Annotated in this window: 19 protein-coding genes; 10 read left to right on the forward strand and 9 right to left on the reverse strand. The window is 64.0% G+C overall.

Going from position 1 to position 19,383, the window contains the following annotated elements; translation table 11 throughout:
• The first annotated feature begins 176 nt into the window (after positions 1-176).
• Positions 177-1,154 (forward strand): cell wall hydrolase, encoded by a 978-nt coding sequence (locus CCK88_RS18875; protein ID WP_425290604.1) that lies wholly within the window; start codon positions 177-179, stop codon positions 1,152-1,154.
• On the opposite strand, the gene CCK88_RS01565 is transcribed toward CCK88_RS18875, so the two are convergent.
• From CCK88_RS01565 to CCK88_RS01590, 6 genes are all read right to left on the reverse strand, one after another.
• Positions 1,151-1,597: a hypothetical protein gene (locus CCK88_RS01565; protein ID WP_140048850.1), complete on the reverse strand. Its 447-nt coding sequence runs from the start codon at positions 1,595-1,597 to the stop codon at positions 1,151-1,153. The two genes, CCK88_RS18875 and CCK88_RS01565, sit on opposite strands and share 4 nt — an antisense overlap.
• A gap of 112 nt (positions 1,598-1,709) precedes the next feature.
• Positions 1,710-2,327 carry an HD domain-containing protein gene (locus CCK88_RS01570; protein WP_086468795.1) on the reverse strand — a complete coding sequence of 206 codons (618 nt, stop codon included), beginning with the start codon at positions 2,325-2,327 and terminating at the stop codon, positions 1,710-1,712.
• 69 nt (positions 2,328-2,396) lie between these two features.
• Complete coding sequence (gene ygfZ / locus CCK88_RS01575) at positions 2,397-3,221, reverse strand: CAF17-like 4Fe-4S cluster assembly/insertion protein YgfZ (protein ID WP_086468796.1); 825 nt, start codon at positions 3,219-3,221, stop codon at positions 2,397-2,399.
• Between the two features lie 81 nt (positions 3,222-3,302).
• Entirely contained in the window at positions 3,303-3,581 is a 279-nt protein-coding gene (locus CCK88_RS01580; RefSeq protein ID WP_244557408.1) for a hypothetical protein, read from the reverse strand.
• A gap of 92 nt (positions 3,582-3,673) precedes the next feature.
• Positions 3,674-4,102: a TIGR02301 family protein gene (locus CCK88_RS01585; protein ID WP_086468797.1), complete on the reverse strand. Its 429-nt coding sequence runs from the start codon at positions 4,100-4,102 to the stop codon at positions 3,674-3,676.
• A 9-nt stretch (positions 4,103-4,111) separates the two neighbouring features.
• Positions 4,112-4,513 carry an NUDIX hydrolase gene (locus tag CCK88_RS01590; protein ID WP_086468798.1) on the reverse strand — a complete coding sequence of 134 codons (402 nt, stop codon included), beginning with the start codon at positions 4,511-4,513 and terminating at the stop codon, positions 4,112-4,114.
• 77 nt (positions 4,514-4,590) lie between these two features.
• Between CCK88_RS01590 and CCK88_RS01595 the strand changes: the two genes are divergently transcribed.
• A complete protein-coding gene (locus CCK88_RS01595) occupies positions 4,591-5,340 on the forward strand; it encodes an SOS response-associated peptidase (protein ID WP_086468799.1) in 750 nt (249 codons plus the stop codon).
• Positions 5,341-5,464: 124 nt separating this feature from the next.
• Here CCK88_RS01595 and CCK88_RS01600 read toward each other — a convergent pair whose 3' ends face one another.
• Positions 5,465-6,025 (reverse strand): hemerythrin domain-containing protein, encoded by a 561-nt coding sequence (locus CCK88_RS01600; RefSeq protein WP_086468800.1) that lies wholly within the window; start codon positions 6,023-6,025, stop codon positions 5,465-5,467.
• A 230-nt stretch (positions 6,026-6,255) separates the two neighbouring features.
• A complete protein-coding gene (locus CCK88_RS01605) occupies positions 6,256-7,680 on the reverse strand; it encodes an FAD-binding oxidoreductase (RefSeq protein WP_086470758.1) in 1,425 nt (474 codons plus the stop codon).
• A 218-nt stretch (positions 7,681-7,898) separates the two neighbouring features.
• Between CCK88_RS01605 and CCK88_RS01610 the strand changes: the two genes are divergently transcribed.
• Together CCK88_RS01610 and aroC are read left to right on the forward strand one after the other, a co-directional pair.
• Positions 7,899-8,546, forward strand: coding sequence for a histidine phosphatase family protein (locus tag CCK88_RS01610; protein ID WP_086468801.1), 648 nt, complete (start codon positions 7,899-7,901; stop codon positions 8,544-8,546).
• A gap of 48 nt (positions 8,547-8,594) precedes the next feature.
• The gene (gene aroC / locus CCK88_RS01615; RefSeq protein WP_086468802.1) at positions 8,595-9,710 is read left to right on the forward strand and encodes a chorismate synthase; all 1,116 of its coding nucleotides are present in this window, start codon (positions 8,595-8,597) and stop codon (positions 9,708-9,710) included.
• Here the strand turns inward: aroC and CCK88_RS01620 are convergent.
• Positions 9,707-10,624: an MBL fold metallo-hydrolase gene (locus CCK88_RS01620; protein WP_170926312.1), complete on the reverse strand. Its 918-nt coding sequence runs from the start codon at positions 10,622-10,624 to the stop codon at positions 9,707-9,709. The two genes, aroC and CCK88_RS01620, sit on opposite strands and share 4 nt — an antisense overlap.
• A gap of 91 nt (positions 10,625-10,715) precedes the next feature.
• Between CCK88_RS01620 and CCK88_RS01625 the strand changes: the two genes are divergently transcribed.
• The 6 genes from CCK88_RS01625 (at position 10,716) to CCK88_RS01650 (ending at position 19,376) form a co-directional block, all read left to right on the forward strand.
• On the forward strand, positions 10,716-11,330 hold the full coding sequence (locus tag CCK88_RS01625; RefSeq protein WP_086468804.1) for a biotin transporter BioY: 615 nt from the start codon (positions 10,716-10,718) through the stop codon (positions 11,328-11,330).
• A 341-nt stretch (positions 11,331-11,671) separates the two neighbouring features.
• Positions 11,672-12,778 (forward strand): GGDEF domain-containing protein, encoded by a 1,107-nt coding sequence (locus CCK88_RS01630; protein ID WP_086468805.1) that lies wholly within the window; start codon positions 11,672-11,674, stop codon positions 12,776-12,778.
• 198 nt (positions 12,779-12,976) lie between these two features.
• On the forward strand, positions 12,977-13,819 hold the full coding sequence (gene bcsN / locus CCK88_RS01635; protein WP_170926313.1) for a cellulose biosynthesis protein BcsN: 843 nt from the start codon (positions 12,977-12,979) through the stop codon (positions 13,817-13,819).
• A gap of 63 nt (positions 13,820-13,882) precedes the next feature.
• Positions 13,883-16,075 (forward strand): UDP-forming cellulose synthase catalytic subunit, encoded by a 2,193-nt coding sequence (gene bcsA, locus CCK88_RS01640; RefSeq protein ID WP_086468807.1) that lies wholly within the window; start codon positions 13,883-13,885, stop codon positions 16,073-16,075.
• The gene (locus CCK88_RS01645; protein WP_086468808.1) at positions 16,072-18,342 is read left to right on the forward strand and encodes a cellulose biosynthesis cyclic di-GMP-binding regulatory protein BcsB; all 2,271 of its coding nucleotides are present in this window, start codon (positions 16,072-16,074) and stop codon (positions 18,340-18,342) included. Before bcsA ends, CCK88_RS01645 begins: the two co-directional genes overlap by 4 nt.
• Positions 18,342-19,376: a family 8 glycosyl hydrolase gene (locus tag CCK88_RS01650; RefSeq protein ID WP_086468809.1), complete on the forward strand. Its 1,035-nt coding sequence runs from the start codon at positions 18,342-18,344 to the stop codon at positions 19,374-19,376. Before CCK88_RS01645 ends, CCK88_RS01650 begins: the two co-directional genes overlap by 1 nt.
• Positions 19,377-19,383: the final 7 nt, after the last annotated feature.

Here is a 19,383-nt window from a genome sequence, read left to right on the forward strand (position 1 = left end):
CTAACCTTAATAACCGATCATCACGACCGTCGGCATTTGAGCGTCACAATTGCCGCGCCTGAGTTCGTGTTGCGTAGCGTTGAGTATCATTTATGGCATTTTCCCACCGGCCGGTGGCGCCCAAGCGCCCGGTTAGAGCGGTTAGCCGGGGCGTAGGCCTCGCCAGGACGATGGCGATGGCAGTCGTCACGCCCCTTGCCTATATCGGCCTCGCCGGCGCGGCACTGGGCCCGGGCTCCGCGCCCCTCGGCGGCGCAGGTCTGCCTGGCGAAGACAGCCCGATTGCGATCGCGCAGGCGAGCCTGAGCTATTCCGGCGTCGATCCCATCATCACCGGTTCCGTCGACCACCTGTTCGACAGTGTCAGTTTCACTGGTCCCAACCGGGCCGAGAAGACCAATCGCGTACGTCCCGTTCTGGACGCTGCTGCTATTTCCCAGAGTTTTGAGGCCGCCCGCATGCAGATTGCCGCGTTGCGCGCGCCGTCCGATCCGGCCGCCCTCGGTCAGTCCAGCATTGCCGAAGCTGAGAGTGAAACGGAAAGCGGGCCGCGCATGTCCGTGGCCTCGCTCCATCCCGGCGCGGCTGCGGCCCTCGATGCCATTGCCGGCATCGCGCCGCGGTCCGATGATAGTCTGGGCAGCGTAACCATGCCTGACTCCGTGCCTGAACAGCTTGCCTATGCGCGCGCCAACACGCCGCCTATCGGCAGCATGGGCACGGGTGACGCCATTCAGGTGTCCGATCGCGAGCATTGGTGCCTGGCGACGGCGATCTACTTCGAAGCACGTGGTGAATCCTACCGCGGACAGGTCGCAGTGGCCCAGGTCGTGCTCAACCGCGTCAAGGATCATCGCTATCCCGACACCATTTGCGGTGTCGTGTTCCAGAACCAGCATCGTCGCAACGCGTGCCAGTTCTCCTTCGCATGCGACGGCATTCCCGAGGTTGTGACGGAACGGCGCCCCTGGGATCAGGCCGAAGAAATCGCAACCAAGGTTGCCAGCGGCGAACTCTACCTGACGGAAGTCGGCGACGCGACGCACTATCACGCCACCTACGTCCGCCCGGCATGGGCACCCCGTATGACCAAGGTGACGCAGATCGGTCTGCACGTCTTCTACAAGTTCAAGACAGGCTGGCTGTTCGGTTAGTGCCGGCCGCTCAGCCGGATAAAGGAATTGCCGGCCTGGCTGGTGAAGCGATACCAGCTGCCATTGGTCCAGAAGCGCATGAAATTGTCTGCTCGCGGGACGACTTCGGTGACGTCGATACCCGGATATTGCACGTGCCGCGAGGTCAGTCCGTCGGTCGAATAGGTCCCGGTCGCTGTAGTCGAAATACTGACGTAAGTGACTTTGCCGGCTTCGATTTTCTTGACTGTCGCCGTTGAGATCGGATCGGTGGAGACCCAATCCTCATAGTCGACCTGGTAGGTGCGGTCGTCGAACTTGACCAGCTTGTCGGTGTCGAAGCCCGCCGGCATCTCGTCGGCAAAGGCATCGAGCACAAAGCCCGGACCAATCGCAGCGACGGCGCTGGCGCAGATCGCTCCAAGGGCCATGCCCATCACTGTCTGGCGCGTTGGCAGAGTCATCTCAGACACCCGTTCTGTTCCGTTTCGGCACACTTGCCTTAACGGATCAGTAACCATGTCGGTTCTGGTCGCAAACGCCTATCTGCGCTTAAGGTTAATCCGCAAAGCGTGACTATTGGGTCGGGAGAGAGGCGCTAATAGATTGGAAAGTCTCGATAAAACGCTCGTTGGCCTGCTGCGTCGGCCACGGGCGGATGAGCCTTTCGAAGGCCTCGATGTCGAAGGCGGACTGCTCGGGCTGACCGAACAGACGGCGCGCTTCGGCCGGATCGAAGCCGGCCAGGTGTGTGGCCTCGAAATAGGCGGCTTCGCGGTCGGCCTTTTTCACCAGCTTTCCAAGCGCCACAGTCATCGTCGCGGGCAGCGAGAAACGCAGATAAATCGCTGACAATAAACGATTTTCGACGTCCTTGTAGTTCCCGCCCATCGCTGCCTTGAATGGCGAGATGATGTCGCCCATGACATATTCCGGGGCGTCGTGCAGGAGCGCCTGCAGTTGCGAAGCTGGTCCCGCCTCGGGATTGGCCGTGCGATACAGTTCGAGCACCAGAACCGAGTGTTGCGCGACGGAAAAGGGATAGTCGCCAATGGTTTGGCCATTCCACCGCGCCACGCGTGCGAGACCGTGGGCGATGTCCGACAACTCCACATCGACGGGGGAGGGGTCTAGAATATCGAGGCGACGGCCTGACAGCATGCGCTGCCAGGCACGGGAGCTGTGGCGGGACATAAGGCTCGAATTCGTTAGCAGGGTGCTAACATCAACACTAGCAGATCCACTCGATTCGAGAATGCGGCGTCACGCGTCGTCGCTGGCGTCGCCGAAATGGTAGGATGCCCATGCGGGGAGCGTCAGCGTGACCGGCTTCCCATCGAGCGTCGCCGCTGCGGGATCGGTGATGCGGTCAAGACGAAGGCTGGCAACGGCCATGCCCTCCACCACCTGACCGATCGTACCAACGTCGCGCCCGTCAGCGACCACAGGCTGACTTGCCTCGCCAGCGGGGCCGGTGACAATGACCGGTCGGCGCCGCGCCGTACCGCGGTGCTTCATCCGGGAGACCACCTCCTGGCCGACATAACACCCCTTGGCAAAGTCGATGCCCTCGAGCATGTCCATGCCGATATCGTGGGCGAAGGCGTCGTTGGCAGGAAAATCATTGCCCTGCACTGCGACGCCTGCCGCAATGCGGGCAGCATGGAAAGGCGTGTCGTCGGCGGACCAATCCGCGGCATCGTCGACCGATGCGATGACCCGCCAACCCAATTCCACTGGCCCGCGCCTGTCGAGCGTCGCGCCCTTAACCTCCGAGGGCGAATAGCCCATGCGATAGTGCTCGCGCATGTCGGATATCTCGACATCGGCACGCAGCTTGTACATGCGCATGCGCTTGAAGAAGTCGTCTGCCACCGTGTGGTGGGTGTCGACCCAAATGGCGTCCTCGCTCCAGCTCGCCGAACCTTCGGCAAGAATCTTGCCCTGCGGCGAGAGCAGGGCCCACCAGTGGGCAAGCCCGTCCGCGCTGCCGGGCATGACGCCGGTGAGCACGTCATTGAGGAGGCGATGCGCTTCTGCACCGGCGAAGCGGAAGATCGACCGGTCGGCGCGAAGGGAGATGGACATGGCGGCTCCTGACGCAGATTCGTGAGAGCCAGAGGTGGCGCAGTGCCGCTGGTTTTTCAAGCGCTGCCCAGCAGCCGCGGCTTACTGCAGGATGCGTTCGAGATTGTATTCGCCGTTGCGAATGCGCTCGGGCAACTGCTCGACGAGGTCTGCAGTCGCTTCGTCGCCATGCATGCGCACGAAAGTGGCAAGGGCCGCAAAAAGCGAGGCATGGGCAAGCGATGCCGGTTCGAGCCCATCTTCCTCGGCACTGTTCCACGCCTCGGCCAGATATTCGAGCGCCAGCTGGCGCTCGGACTGGCTGCGATCAAACGGGCCATGCCCGGAGGCGGGCGAGAAAATGGTCTTGGGCGTGCTCATGTCCCCGGGCATACCATGACCCGGCCCGGCGAGGGTGCAGGAAGTAAGCCGAAGGTTAACGGCGCGTGGGCAATTGCGCGGAATGCGCCGGCCTATTCGGCAAAGCGCGTATGGATGTCCCGGGCAAGGCGCTGGGCCTCCTCGAGAAGCCGCGCCAAGGCCTCCCGCGACGACGGCGTACATTGGTGATGGAAGCGCGAAAATGCGGAGTAGCCGGTGTTGAAGGCCCCGGCGAGCCGTTGGCGGCGGTCTTCGTCGGGTTCGTCGAGGTCGATCAGTTCCGACGCCTGCGTCCGCCAATCCTCGCTGGCGGAGGTGCAGAGCGGCTGCAGGTAGTAGAGGCTGCCCATGATCTCGGAGAGCCGCTCCATCTGCCGCTGATAGGGCGGGTCGATGGCGAGGACAGGGGACGAGAGAAGGAGGGCCGAAAAGCCGGCGGCAATCCCGGTTCGCGCCTTCCCCGACAGGACGGGTCGGTGACGGGGCAGACGGCGCGCAAACGTGGTCAATCGGGACATCATGCCTGCCTTCTACCAGCTTTGCCCCAGGACCTTGAAGCATTCTCTAATCACGTCGTCGAGCCGTGATGTGGTGCGCAGGGCCAGCAGCATTCCGGGATCGGCCCACTTGAAGTCGGTGACTTCGTTCGAAGGCCTTATGGTGCCCACATAGTCGGTGGTGGTGAAGACCGCCAGCCGGTAAGTGCCGTCGCGACCCAGTTCCTGGGTGATGGCATGGCGGGGATTGCGCACGGTGAGCCCGAGTTCCTCCTGCACCTCGCGGATGGCGCATTGCTCGATGGTTTCGTTCGGCTCCATGCGGCCGCCGGGAAAGGTCCAGAGGTTCTGATAGGGCGCGAAGGCACGTTTGATCAGCAGGATCTTGCCATGCTTGACGATGCCTACACTGGCAGCATTGGGAGGCGCGGTCATTCTGGGGAACGCACTCTTGGGTGGTTTGCGATTCGGTCCTGGAGACACTACCTCTCTTGCGTAAAGGAGACACGATCATGTGCGGACGCTATGCGTCGACTTTGCCGCCCGAGATGATGGTGGAGCTGTTCAAGCTGCTCAAGAGCGTCGACATCCTGCCGCGCTTCAACATCGCCCCGACCCAGCCGATCGTCGCCATCTGGGAGCAGGAAGGCCAGCGAGAGGCGCGGTTTGCGCGCTGGGGCTTCGTGCCGGGCTGGGTGAAGGACCCGCGCGAGTTCCCGCTTTTGGTCAATGCGCGGGCGGAAAGCATGGCGGACAAGCCGGCATTCCGGGACCGCGTCAAGCACGGGCGCTGCATCGTGCCGGCCAGCGGCTATTACGAATGGCATACCGGCGCCGACAAAAAGAAGCAGCCTTACTACATCACGCGTGCCGACGGGCAGCCGATGGCACTGGCAGGCCTCTATTCGACCTGGATGGGACCCAATGGCGAGGAGATCGACAGCGTCGCCACCATCACCGTCGCCGCCAATCCGCAGCTATCGGTGATCCACGACCGCATGCCGGCCATCCTGATGGATGAGCAGCAGCAGGACGACTGGCTCAATGTCCGGGAAATCCGGGCGCAAAAAGCAGCGCAGATGGCGCTGCCGCTCGAAGACGGCGTGCTGAAGTTTCATCCCGTCTCGACGAGGGTCAATTCCGCCCGCGACGACGACCCCGGATTGATCGAGCCGGTGTCATTACCCGAAGCAGGGGACGAGGCGCCACGGCCCCGGGCCAGGAAGGTCGCGGGCGGCGGCGGGCAGATGGATCTGTTCTAGGGCGTTTTCGACCACCAGGACAGGCCCGCTGGTGACGAAGGCGGAGGGGACGAGTGGCCTCAGGTAGGACAAGGAACGCTCAGGCCGCCTTCTCCCCGAGGGGGAGAAGAGTAGACCCGGTGCATCACATGATCTCGAAATAGCCGAGCGCGTCGCCGATGGCGTCTTCCTCGTAGTGGAGGTGGCTCAGCAGCACCTTTTCAAGGGCACGGTACACCGTGACCGCGTCATCGAAATGGCTCTGCCCCGGTTCGTCGGCCAGCTTGATCAGGGCGTCGATGAGCCGCTCGAGCAGGGTGTGCACCACCACATGCTCGGCCTGGAGACGGTCGGCAATGGCCTTGAAGGCAGGGCCCTGCGCGGCGATCGAGGGGAACAGCGCCTGGTCCTCGATCGAATGATGACCGTGGACGAACTGGCAGTATTGCCCGCACAGCGTGCCGAAGCGGCGGTAGTTCGACACCATGACGAGATCGGCGGTTTCCGCCTTGATTTCATCGGCGCTCGCCTTGCCCTCGGACGCACGTTCGATGAGGCGCCCCAGCACCTTCATATTGTCCCGAAGATGATCGTGAATCATCTTGAGATGTTCGCCCTGATGCTTCTGGTCGTCGGTGAGGCCGGGCAGTTCGGGAATTGGCGGACGCGTTGCGTCGTCGAGGAATTGAATATCTTTGAGCAGCATGGGTCACACATGGTGCGATGAAGCCCTGGCTGCAAGAAGGCACAGCGGGATGACCGGGTGAGATGGGCGGGAGCACTCTGCCTCTACAGTCACTGTTCGCCCTCTGGCTCGACCTGAGCGCCGCTCACGGCAGGAGCTGGGCCGCAGGTGGGCGTAGAGACTGGTCCTCGGGTCATGCCCAAGGACGGGTCAGCGCTTGTGGCGCGTTCGTGCAACCAGCGCAATCGACCCTAGGGGACGGATCGAAGCATCTTGCCAGGGTTCAAAATTCCCTTGGGATCCAGCGCCGTCTTGATGGCGCGCATCATGTCGAGCGCGACGGGGTCCTTGACCTGCCGGAGCAGATCGACCTTGAGCTGGCCGATGCCGTGCTCGGCCGAGACCGATCCGCCCAGTTTCAGCACCACATCGTAGATGACCGCGTGCACGGCTTCGTCGAACTCGGCCATGAAGGCCTTGGGGTCGGCGCCCACGGGCATGGAGAAGTTGAAGTGGATATTGCCGTCGCCCATGTGGCCGAAGGGGACGGGGCGGATGCCGGGGACTAGTGTTTCGGCCGCGGTGACGCCCTGGCCGATGAGGGCCGGTACGGCGGCGATGGGGACGGAGACGTCATGCTTGATGGATGCGCCTTCGCGCGACTGGCACTCGCTCATCTGCTCGCGGAAGGCCCACATGCGGGTGCGGTCGGCAAGGCTCTCGGCGATGGTTGCGTCCGAAATCAAGGCAGCATCGAAGGCGGCTTCGAGCGATGACTGCAGGGCGCCCGGCGCCGTGCCGGCCATGCGGCTCAACTCGATCAGGGCATACCAGGGAGACGCACTGGCGGTCGGATCCCTGTCCAGCATGCCGTGGCGCATCTGGATGTCGAGCCCGATCCACGGAATGAGCTCGAAGGCATTGAGACGGGCGCCGGCACGCTGGCGCATGAGCTGGAAAAGCTCGAGCGCCGCCTCTGGCGAAGCGATGTTGACGAGTGCCGTCTCGTAATCCTCGGGCAGGGGATAGATCTTGAGGCTGGCCGCGGTGATGATGCCTAGCGTGCCCTCGGCTCCCACCAGCAGGTCCTTGAGATCGTAGCCGGTATTGTCCTTCTTCAGGGCATTGAGCCCCCGGTAGAGGCGTCCATCGGCCAGCACGGCCTCGACCCCCATGGTGAGCTCCCGCGCATTGCCATAGGCAAGGACATTGACACCGCCGGCATTGGAAGAAAGCACCCCGCCGATGCGCGCGGAGCCCTGCGAGGCGAGCCAGAGCGGGAACATGGAGCCTTCGGCCTCGGCCGCCTTGTGGGCATTTTCGAGGATGACGCCGGCTTCGGCGGTCATGACGCCGGCAGCGGTATCGATGGAGCGGATGCGGTCGAGCCGGGCCAGGCTAAGGATCACTTCATTGCCTGACAAAGGCACCTGCGCCCCCACCAACCCGGTATTGCCGCCCTGGGCAATGATGCCGGTGCCGTTCTCGTTGGCCCAGCGCAGCACGGCCTGCACGGCCTCGACCGTGGGCGGGGTGACGACCGCAGCGGCGCTCTGGTGGAAGCGCTTGCGCGGCTCGTAGAGCCAGGCGCCCATCTTCGCGGGGTCGCCAACCACATTGTCGGAGCCCGCTATGGTGGCGAGAGCGGCGACGGTCTGAGCAGCGGTGAGCGTCATGACGGTATCCAAAACAGATGAGCGATGAAGGCGTTGCGCTTGCCCGCCCGGCCTTCCATGTGCCACAAGCGGGACGTTGACTCCAGACTTGGGCGTCTCGCCGGTTCCACGAACCGCGATCTGCCCAAGGTGATATTTTGGTGCGTTTCCGGACGGCGAACCGGCTACCCCTTCTCGCCCGGGAACGCTTTTGCAAAGGCCGCGCTGCTGGCGCGTGAATGAGCATGACTGCCCCCGACTGGCCAGACTTTTACTTCGCGCGCCACGGTGAAACCGACTGGAACCGCGAACACCGCTACCAGGGCAGCAAGGACATTCCGCTCAATCGCACCGGGCAGTTGCAGGCGGACGCCAATGGTGTCCTGCTGCGCGAGATGCTCGAACGCGACGGCGTTGATCCGGCATCGCTCAACTGGTTCGCCTCGCCGCTCAGCCGCGCCAGCGAAACCATGGACCGCATGCGTGCCGCTTTCGACGTGGCGCTTCCGCCCGTGATCCATGATCCGCGTCTCATCGAGATTTCCTTCGGCGCCTTCGAGGGCCGTCTGCACGCCGAGATCGCGCGCGAGCACGCTGCGCTGGCGCCCGGCGAGCGGGACGAAAGCTACTGGGATTTTCGCCCCGAAAATGGCGAGAACTACGACGACGTGGCGGGGCGCCTTCTCGATTTCGCACATACGCTGACCCACCATGCGGTGGTCGTCGCGCATGGCGGCGTGTTGCGCGTGCTCTGGCATCTGGTGGAAGGCACGTCGCGCAAGCAGGTGATGAACTGGCCGCCGCCGCAGGGTGTGATCGCCCACTTCACCGGCGGCAAGATGGTCCTCCACTCCGCACGTGACACCTGGAGCGCGCACGTCGATTGACCTGACCGGTTCCGCTCCCTAAAACCGCCGCATCATCGGGACCGCGCCATGTCATTCAATACGTTCGGGCATCTTTTCCGTTTCACCACCTGGGGCGAGAGCCACGGGCCGGCGCTGGGCGTGGTCGTCGACGGATGTCCTCCGGGCATTCCGCTGACGCCGGAGATGATCCAGCGCGACCTCGACCGCCGCAAGCCCGGGCAGAGCAAGTACACCACTCAGCGCCGCGAAGCGGACGAGGTGAAAATCCTCTCCGGGGTCTTCGAGGACGAACGCACCGACGGGCCGCGCACGACCGGCACGCCGATCTCGCTTTTGATCGAGAACACCGATCAGCGCTCCAAGGATTATGGCGACATCCGCGACAAGTATCGTCCGGGCCATGCCGACTATACCTATGACCGGAAATACGGCATCCGCGACTATCGCGGTGGCGGACGGACCTCGGCCCGCGAAACGGCGGCCCGCGTGGCAGCTGGCGCGGTGGCAAGGCAGGTCCTGGCAGGCGTCACCATCCGCGCCAGTCTGGTGCAGATGGGGCCGCACAAGATCGACTACGCCAATTTCGACTGGGATCAGGTCGGTGAAAATCCGTTCTTCTGTGCCGATGCAACGGCGGCCGCACTCTGGGCCGACTACCTCGATGGCCTGCGCAAGGACGGCAACTCGGTCGGCGCGGTGATCGAAGTGGTAGCCGAAGGTGTGCCACCCGGCTGGGGCGCGCCGATCTATGGCAAGCTGAGCGCCGACCTCGCCTCGGCCATGATGAGCATCAACGCGGTCAAGGCGGTCGAGATCGGCGCAGGTTTCGAGGCCGCCAGCCTCACCGGCGTCGAGAATGCTGACCAGATGCGGGCCGGGTCCGATCGTCCGTACTTCCTGTCCAACCATGCGGGCGGGATTCTGGGCGGGGTCAGCAATGGCGATCCGATCGTCTGCCGTTTCGCCGTCAAGCCGACCTCGTCGATCCTGACCCCGCGCCAGACCGTGACGACGGCCAACGAAGATACCGACATCATCACCAAGGGCCGGCACGACCCCTGCGTCGGCATCCGCGCCGTGCCGGTGGGCGAGGCGATGATGGCGCTCGTTCTGGCCGATCACATGTTGCGCCAACGCGGACAGACCGGTCGCGAAGGCGGCGTCGGCTTCCAGCGCAACTAGGGCAGGCTCAACCTCGCCCCAAGCAGCCCGCGCCCGACCCTGAGCTGGCCCAGCGCTTCGAGATATTCCACATGGGCCATCATGGTCATGCGGGCGGCGAGGCGCACCTTGACCGGCTGGCTCGGATAGATCAGATCGACCACCGCGCCGACCGATGTCGCCCCCTGCGCCACGGCCTCGAGCAACTGCCGGTTGCGCAGCTGACGATGCGCCCGCAGCGCTCCAGCATGCGCCGGGCCGTCGGCAATGGGGCCGCCATGCGCGGGCAGATAGTGCCGGTAGGGCAGGGCGATGACCTTGTCGAGCGAGGCGAAGTAATCGGCCATCGATCCATCGGGAACCGACACAAGGGTGGAATTCCACCCCATCACATGGTCGCCCGAGAGCAGCATGTCCGTGCCCTCGATGCCGAAAGCCAGATGGTTGGCGCAGTGTCCGGGCGTCGTGTGCACGGTGAGCCGCATATCGCCGGCGACGATCGCCTCGCCGTCGACAAGCGTCCGATCGGGGACCAGGTCCCAGTCGGCCGATCGGCGCAGCGGATTGCGTTCGAATCGCCGCAGCGGCCGCGACAACCGGTGCGGGCCGCCGAACCAGAGCGGAATATCGAGCGCCTTGGCCCAGCGCGCCGCCGCCGCGCTGTGATCGCGATGGGTATGCGTGAGGAGAATGACTTCCACCGGCCGTCCGGCAATGGCGCCGCTGAGAGCGGTCACGTGCCGGGAATCGAGCGGGCCGGGATCGACGAGCGCAAGCCGTTCGTGGCCAAGAAGAAAGCTGTTCGTGCCGGTGAACGTATAGGCCGAGGCGTTGGGGGCGGTGACGCGCACCACGCCCTCCGCGAGGGTGATGGGATGGCCGGTTTGTGGATCGAAGTCGGTCTGGTAGCGCGGCGGGGTAACGGAGCTGGCCATTGCGTCCATGGTAACGAGAAAGTAAGAGACAGTGTCTGGACCAGACCGCCCCGGGAGGGGGTTGGTCCCTATCAATTACGGAAGGTATGAAATGGCTGTGACTTTGACCACGCCTAACACGCTGCTCGGCGCATTCCAGCCCAAGGGCAACGTCGCCAAGCTGGCAACCAACGCCGCGATCGTCCTGCTCGGCACCATGCTGATCGCCGCTGCCGCCAAGGTCAGTGTTCCGGTGTGGCCCGTTCCCGTCACGCTGCAGAGCCTTGCCATCGCAGCACTGGCAGCCGCCTTCGGCCTGCGTATCGGCGTGGCCACCGTCGCTGCCTACCTTCTGGAAGGCGCAATGGGCTTGCCCGTCTTCGCTGCCGGCGGTGGCATGGTCTATCTCGCCGGTCCCACCGGGGGCTTCCTCCTCGGTTTCCTCGCCCAGGCTGCGATCATTGGCTACGCTGCCGATCGCGGCGCGTCGAGCCGCCCGTTCGCGCTGTTCGGCGCCATGCTGGTCGCGACTGCCGTGCTCTATGCGTTCGGCTTTGCCTGGCTGGTGACGTTGTCGGGCGCGGCCCAGTGGATCGACCAGACGAATGTGGTCGCTTCCGCCTATGCAGGCGCTGTCGAACCCTTCGTCGTCTGGGACATACTCAAGATGGCCTTTGCCGCAATGACCGTCACCGGTCTCTGGAGCGCATTCGGCGCCAAGCGCTAAGTCGTCTGGAAATACAAAATACGAAGGGCTGGTGGAAACACCGGCCCTTTTTCTTTGCTGTCGAAGGCGGGTTTCAGGCGCAGACGGGGAACTGCCTTCTTTAACGCTGCGCGTGCCGCCTTACCGGGATTTCGGCCCGAAAAGGTCTCAAATCCCCGTCGTTGATCAATATTTGGATTAACTGCTGTGCACCAAGACTAATATATGTGCAGGCGCAATTTAACCATCCCTGTCAAGTTAAGGATGAAGATTAACTACATAAAATTGCTTGATTGGCGTAGTCGATATCGTCGTGTCATAGGCAGTTTGTACCCAAGGACGCTATTCCGGTCCGGAAGACAATGCCAGTTGAGATTCAATCACTGCTGCCAAGCATAACCGACATCGGGCTTCTGGCCTGTCTGTCGATTGTCTACGGCGAATTGTCTCGCGTCATTTCCGACCGCAAGGCCAGGTCAGTAACGCTCGGGTTTCTCTTTGGGCTAATCTCGCTGGTTTCGTCTCTTTATCATGCGGCCGGTGGCGCATCCCTGCTGGCTGACAATGGCGCGATTTTCGTTGGTCTGGCTGCGGCCTTTCTCGGCATGCTCGGTGCGCTCACCGCCCTCGGTTTCGCCTTTCTGGTGGGCGTCGCGCTCGGGACCAATTCGCCCATCGAACCGGTGCAGCTGATCCTTGCCTGCGCAGTGGGAACGCTCTGGCACATGAAAATCCGTGGGCTCGTGCGCTCGAAGCTGCTGGCCCTGATCGTTCTGGGGGCGTTGCTCAATGCGGCACTGCTCCCCTCCTATATCTGGGCGCCCGATACCGCGTCGCTGGCCCCTGGCGTTGCCTTGCAGGTCTCTCTGCTCGTCAACCTGGCGATCTCGCTGCTGTTCGGCGCTTTCGTCGAGCGCGAACGCGGCATGCTCGAAGCCGAGCTGCATCTGCGCCAGATGGCCAATACCGACCAGCTCACGGGCCTCCACAATCGCCGCACGCTGATCGCAGCCTTCGACAGCCGTCCGCGCAAGGCCAAGGGTCATGCACTGCTCCTGATCGACGTCGACAACTTTAAATCCGTAAACGATGCGCATGGTCATGCGGCTGGCGATGAGGTGCTTCGGCACATTTCCCGCCACCTTCAGGACATCGTTCGATCAGGCGACATCGTCTGTCGCATCGGCGGCGAGGAATTCGCGGTGTTGCTGCAGGCCGACAGCTGGGAGGAGGCTCAGGCGGCCGGCGAGCGGCTACGCTCGGAGGTGGAGCGGCACCGGGTGCGCATTGCCCAGCTCGCCCTCCAGGTCACCGTCAGTATCGGCATCGCCTGGTGGCGCGACGAAACCACGTTCGACCGGGAGCTCGCTGCCGCGGACGAGGCCCTTTACCGCGCCAAGCGCGGCGGCCGTAACTGCACCAGACTGGCTGTTGAACGCAGCACCGAGGAACAGGTGCTTCAGCCATGATTCCTGTGACAAAAATGCCAGGTCATCATCAAATTGTCTCGGTTTGCCCGCATCTTGATGTCAAATCTAATATTTCGGTCACCTCTACTGTGGTAGATCGATTTGCAAGCAACGTGTGCTGTGGCCGCGTCGGGGAATACTTTGGTCAAAAGACGTCGGCATATGGTGATGAATTATTCCAAGTGCCGTTCCCGATTCTTGGGCGCATTCAGCGCTTTAGCTGCTGCTGGATTGCTGTCCGCCTGCGCGACGACTGCGCCGCTGGAGAGCTATTCTCCCAAGGCCGTGGTGCCGACCGAAGCCATGCTGGCCTTGTCCCCCGGGGCGGGAGCCATTCTGGGCGTGGTGCAGACTGGCTACGTCAACGCGACCGAGCAGAAGATCTCGCTCGATACACGGGCGAAATCGCCGGGCACCAACTACTTCACCATCCAGATGTTCGAGGCGGTCGCGCATTCCGCCACGCCGGGCGGGCTGCAGGACGTGCCGCTGGCCAATATGGACCTGGGCGGCGAGGCGCGCGGCACGGTCAACTTCGCCGACATGAAGCTGTCGCCCTATTTCGTGCAGAACCAATATGGCCCGTTCGGCTATTCGATGGGCCGCACGGCAACTGCGGACCTGTGCATGTATGCCTGGCAACGCATTGCGCCGGAACGCAAGCCCGGGGGCGGGGTGGCGCGCGGCGCCATCAACCTGCGCGCGCTGATCTGCGACCAGACCAAGACCGAGCAGGAATTGCTCGACATCATGTTCCAGCTCCGGATCAAGGGTGTGGCGGGCGTGGCCCGTCCGGCGCCCGAGGACATCGGGGCCTATGGCAAGGTCATTTCTCCGGGTGGTGGGGTCTATGGTCCCGCCAACGTGTTGCCGCCGATCGCACCGCCGGCGCGCCCGCGCGCCAGTGCGCCCGCGGCTGCCGCGCCCGCACCGGCCCCAGCGCCGGCCGCTCAGGAAGACACAATTCCGAGCCCGTCGTCATCGCCGCTCATTCCATCTCCGGATGGCGGAGGCGACGTGCCCATTGTTCCGACGCCCTGACGGGCTCCGGCATCAGACGTATCGAAGTATCCTCTCAGTTCCCTGCGACCGCGGTGTTTTGTCATGCGTAAGTTTATCTCGTTGGTCTTCTGGCTCGGCGTCGCTGCCCTCGCGGCTGTAACCATCACGATGCCGGTCAGTATCCAGGCTCACCTCGTGACATCGCTGCTGCTGCTGGTGCTGATGATGCTCATCAAGGTGTTCAAGCTGAGCGGCACCTGGCGCCTGATGCTGCTGGCCTTCGGTACGGCCATCATCCTGCGCTATGCCTTCTGGCGCACGACGAGCACTATCCCGCCGGTCACGCAGATCGCCGACTTCATTCCCGGCTTCCTGCTCTACCTTGCCGAAATGTACAGCGTGCTGATGCTTGGCCTCAGCCTCTTCGTGGTATCCTCACCGCTGCCGCCGCGCCCCTCGACCAGCCTCAAGCCCGATGATGACGTGCCGCATGTCGACGCGTTCGTGCCGACCTACAACGAGGATGAAGGCCTGCTCGCCGGCACTCTCGCTGCGGCCAAGGCCATGGATTATCCGGCCGACAAGCTGACCGTGTGGCTGCTCGACGACGGCGGCACGCTGCAAAAGCGCCAGGCCGAAAGCCTGGACCAGGCTGTGGCCGCCCAGCATCGCCATGAGCGGCTGCAGAAGCTGGCCGAAGAACTGGGTTGCAACTACCTGACACGCGACCGCAACGAGCACGCCAAGGCCGGTAACCTCAACAACGGCCTGGCCCATTCCAAGGGCGAACTGGTGGCGGTGTTCGACGCCGACCACGCCCCGGCGCGCGACTTCCTGCAGCAGACGGTGCCCTATTTTGCCAAGGACCACCGCCTGTTCCTGGTGCAGACGCCGCACTTCTTCCTTAATCCCGATCCGCTGGAGCGCAACCTCCAGACATTCGAGACCATGCCTTCAGAGAACGAGATGTTCTATGGCGTGATCCAGCGCGGTCTCGACAAGTGGAATGCCTCATTCTTCTGCGGTTCGGCCGCGGTGCTGCGACGCACGGCGCTCGAAACCACCAACGGTTTTGCTGGTCGCTCCATCACCGAAGACGCCGAAACCGCCATCGACCTGCACGGCAAGGGCTGGAACAGCATCTATGTCGATCGTCCGCTGATCGCCGGCCTCCAGCCGGCAACCTTTGCCAGCTTCATCGGCCAGCGCACCCGCTGGGCGCAGGGCATGCTGCAGATCATGCTGATGAAGTTCCCGCTGTTCAAGCGGGGCCTGAGCTTTGGCCAGCGCATGTCGTATCTGTCGAGCACCATGTTCTGGCTGTTCCCGATCTCGCGCATGATCTTCCTGTTCGCGCCATTCTTCTACCTGTTCTTCGACCTGCAGATCTTCACGGCGTCGAGCGGTGAATTCGTCGCCTATACCGTGACCTACATGCTGGCCAACCTCGTCATCCAGAACTCGCTGTTCGGCCGCTGGCGCTGGCCGCTGATTTCCGAACTCTACGAGTATATCCAGTCGGTGCACCTGTTCCCGGCGCTGCTGTCGGTGATGCTCAACCCGAGTAAGCCGACCTTCAATGTGACCTCGAAGGACGAAACCACGGTGCGCAGCCGCGTGTCCGAGATCGGCATGCCCTTCTACATCATCTTCTTCCTGCTGCTTGTGGGCCTTGGCTTCACCATCTTCAGGCTCTACGCCGAGCCCTTCAAGGCGGAGATCACGCTCGTGGTGGGGGGCTGGAACCTCTTCAACCTGCTGATCGCCGGGTGTGCGCTGGGCGTGGTGTCGGAACGTCGCGAAGCGCGCCAGAACCGTCGCGTGCCGGTTGATCGCGCCTGCCAGGTGCGGACGCAGGACGGCACCTGGGTCGATGGCACCATCATGGACGTGTCCTCGACCGGCATGAGCGTCAAGCTGCGCTCGAACCGCAGCGGCATCAGCAAGGACACGATGACCGGGCTGCGTTTCACGCCCTATTCCAAGATCGAAGAGCCGGAAATGACAGTCGACATCCGCAATGCCGTGATGGGTGAGAATGGCACTGTGCTGGGCTGCCAGTATGTGCTCAAGACCGCCAACGACTATCGCCTGATGGCCGATCTGCTCTACGCCAATTCGGCCCAGTGGACCGAGCGTCTCAACTCCAAGCGCGCCAATATCGGCATCATCGAAGGCCTGGCGCGCTTCCTCTGGATCGCACTGTACCAGACCAGCCGTGGTCTGGCCTACCTGGTCAAGTTCGGGCAGACGCCGGCCGTCAAATCTACACGCAACCGGAGGGCTTCGGCATGATCCGCGTCCTCACCCCGCTGGCGCTCGCCCTGATGGTCGGTTCGGCCCATGCACAGCAGGTGCCGAGCTTTGACATGAGCCCCGAAGCCGAAATGATCGTGCCGGTGACGCCCGATCCATCGGCCTCCGCCACTGCCGCTCCGGTCATCGCCGCGCCCGACCTCATCCGCTACCTGCTGCCGGCCGGCACGACGCGGCTGGCTGGCGAAGTCGACCGCCGCAACTACCAGATCTACCTCACTCCGACCCAGGCCGCTGCCAAGGCAACGCTCAACCTCGGCTATGTCAACGCGCTGGTCGTGGCGCCCGAATCCTCTCGACTGCGGGTGCAGATCAACGGCACCACCGTCATGCTCAATCCGGTTGCGTCCTCGGCGGGCATCGCCAAGGTCGCCGTCGACGTGCCCAGTGGCGTCTTGCGCCAGGGCTTCAACACCGTGACAATCACTGCCGACCAGCGGCATCGCACGGACTGCTCGATCGGTTCGACCTACGAGCTGTGGACCGACCTTTCGGCCGTGGACTCCTTCCTCAGCTTTTCCGGCGCGCGAGTCGGCCAGCTGAGCCGTCTCGACGACCTGGCGGCGGCAGGCTGGACCAGCACCGGAAAAAGCATTGTCCGCGTGATCATGCCCTCGGGCACGGCCATGGAAAACGGCGCTCTGCTGGCTGACCTGGTGCAGACGCTGGCGCTCACCATGCGTGTCGCCAACACCGAAGTGCAGTTTGCCAACACCCTGCCGGCGTCGCAGGAAGAGGGCGTTCTCAATGTCGTCCTCGGCCCAGCCTCGCAATTGCCTGAAGGCGTGGGTCCACTGGCCCAGGAAGCGCGCAACGCGCCGGTCGCGGCCTTTGGTGCCAACAATGCACTCGTGCTCTCCGGCCCCGACTGGGCCGGCGTCAAGGCGGCGATCGACGACCTGCGCCCGATCGCTGCGCAATACGAACAGTATGCCGGCGCCATCCCGCCGCGCGCCGATCGCGCCCTGCCGGTGCCGATCCTTGACGGCGCGGGCACGCTGTCCTTCGAGCAGCTGGGCTTTGAGGGCCTCAGCTTCAACGGCCGGCGCTATCGCACGCAGTTCTCGTTTGCCCTGCCGGCCGACTTCTACGCCGACCGCTATGGCCAGGCGCAGATCACGCTGAGCGCCGCCTATTCGAGCGAAGTGCGCCCGGGCAGCCAGTTCGACGTGTTCATCAACGGCGAAATCGCTTCGGTGACGCCGATCCTGCGCACCGACGACGCGCTGCGCGACCTGCCGATCAAGGTGCCGATGAGCGAGTTCCGCCCCGGCGTGAACACGGTGGAAGTCGTGGCGGCGCTGCGCACCGAGGCCGACGATATCTGCGCGCCCGGCACGGTGACCGTCGGTACCGACCAGCGCCTACTGATCTCGAGCGACAGCACCTTCACCATGCCCGATTTCGGGCGCATTTCGCAGGTGCCGAACCTGGCGGCCTTCGCCAATACCGGCTTCCCCTATTCGGGTGGCACCGATACGCCGGACCTGGTGCTGGGCTCCGGCGATGCCGTGCTGCCTGCCGCCATGACCTTCGTCGCCCGGCTGGCGGGCCAGACCAACCAGGCCATGGCGATCAAGTCGGTGAGCCTGGCGAGCCCCGCACCAGCGCAGGACGCGATCTTCGTTGGCGCCTACAACCAGCTGCCGCCCGACGCCATCCAGCGCGTCGGCGTGCTCCAGCCCTATGCCAGCGACGACATTGCCCTCGAAGTCGACCAGGGCAGCCTCGACACGATCCTCCAGCGCTGGCGCTCGACCGGGACCTCCAACGACGCGTCCATGCTTGGCCGGTTGCAGAACTGGGTGGCGGGCCTGCTCGATCTCGGGCCGAACAGCCTCGGGGTCCTGCCGCCGACCGACGAGCCCTACGCGCCGCGCCTTTCGGACAAGGCCGTCGTGCTGCAGCGCCTGCAGCCCGAGGGTGGCTTGTGGACCATGCTGACCGTGCCCAATGCGCAGAACCTCGATGCCGGTATCGCACTCGTCACCGAGGCCTCGATGTGGCCCAGGATGGCCGGTCGCGTCAGCGTCATCCCGCAGGATGGCAGCGCCGTGCAGGTCATCGAGCCGAACCGCGTCAGCTTCTACGAGAGCAGCCCCTGGAGCTTCCAGAATCTGCGCAACATCCTCGCCAACTGGCTCTCGAGCCACGTGCTGGCCTATGGCTTCGGCCTTTGCCTGGTGCTGGTCGCGCTGACGCTGGCAACCTCCGCCGTCCTGCGCGTCATGGGCAGGCGCGCCTGATGCGGGGTCTCGTGCTGGTCGCCGCCATGGCCCTCGCCTCCGTCTCCGCCGTGCACGGCGCCCAGCAGGGCTCCGTGACCGCCGACGAATGGGCGGCCTATCGCAACGCTTTCGTCAGCGAGGGGCGCGTCATCGACACGGCCAACGGCAATATCTCGCACAGCGAAGGGCAGGGTTACGGCCTGATCCTCTCCTACCTGGCGGGTGACGCGCAGAGCTTTGCCGATATCTGGGCCTTCACCCAGAATGAACTGATGATCCGCGATGACGGGCTGGTGGCCTGGAAATGGGACCCCGACGCCACGCCCAACGTCACGGACAGCAATAATGCCAGCGACGGCGATATCCTCATCGCCTACGGCCTCGCGCTGGCCGGGGAAGGCTGGGACGAGCCCGTCTATGTCCATGCTGCCCGCAGCATTGCCGACGCAGTGGGCGAAACCTCGACCCTGCGCTGGCGCGGCCGCGACGTGCTGCTGCCGGGCGCCTTCGGCTTTGGCCGCGAGGACCAGGAAGATGGTCCGATCGTCAACCTCTCCTACTGGGTGTTCGAGGCTTTCCCGACCCTCTCGCGCCTCGCGCCACAGACCGACTGGGAAAGCATCGCCCAGGCCGGACGGCGCCTCATCAACGAGGCGCGGATCGGGCCCATGGAATTGCCGACCGACTGGCTGTCGCTGCGGGGTGCCGAACCCGCGCCCGCCAAGGGTTTCCCGGCCGAGTTCAGCTACAACAGTATCCGCATCCCGCTTTATCTGCTGCGCGGCGGCACCACCGAGCCGGCCTTGCTGCGCCAGTTCGTGGCCCCGTTGAGCGGCGATGGCGCCGGCACCGTGGCCGTGGAGTCCGGCCGAATGGTCGATCCCCTGCAGGAACCAGGGTACCGCATCATCGGCGCCGCCTTGAGCTGCATTCTCGATGGCCAGAAAGTCGATCCGGCGCTGCAGGGCTTTTCGCCGCAAAGTTACTACGGCTCGACGCTGCATCTGCTTACACTGTCCTTCCTGCGTGAAAGCGCACCAAATTGTCTCTGAGGCCACC

It is taken from the genome of Devosia lucknowensis (genome assembly GCF_900177655.1).
Taxonomy (GTDB): Bacteria; Pseudomonadota; Alphaproteobacteria; order Rhizobiales; family Devosiaceae; genus Devosia; species Devosia lucknowensis.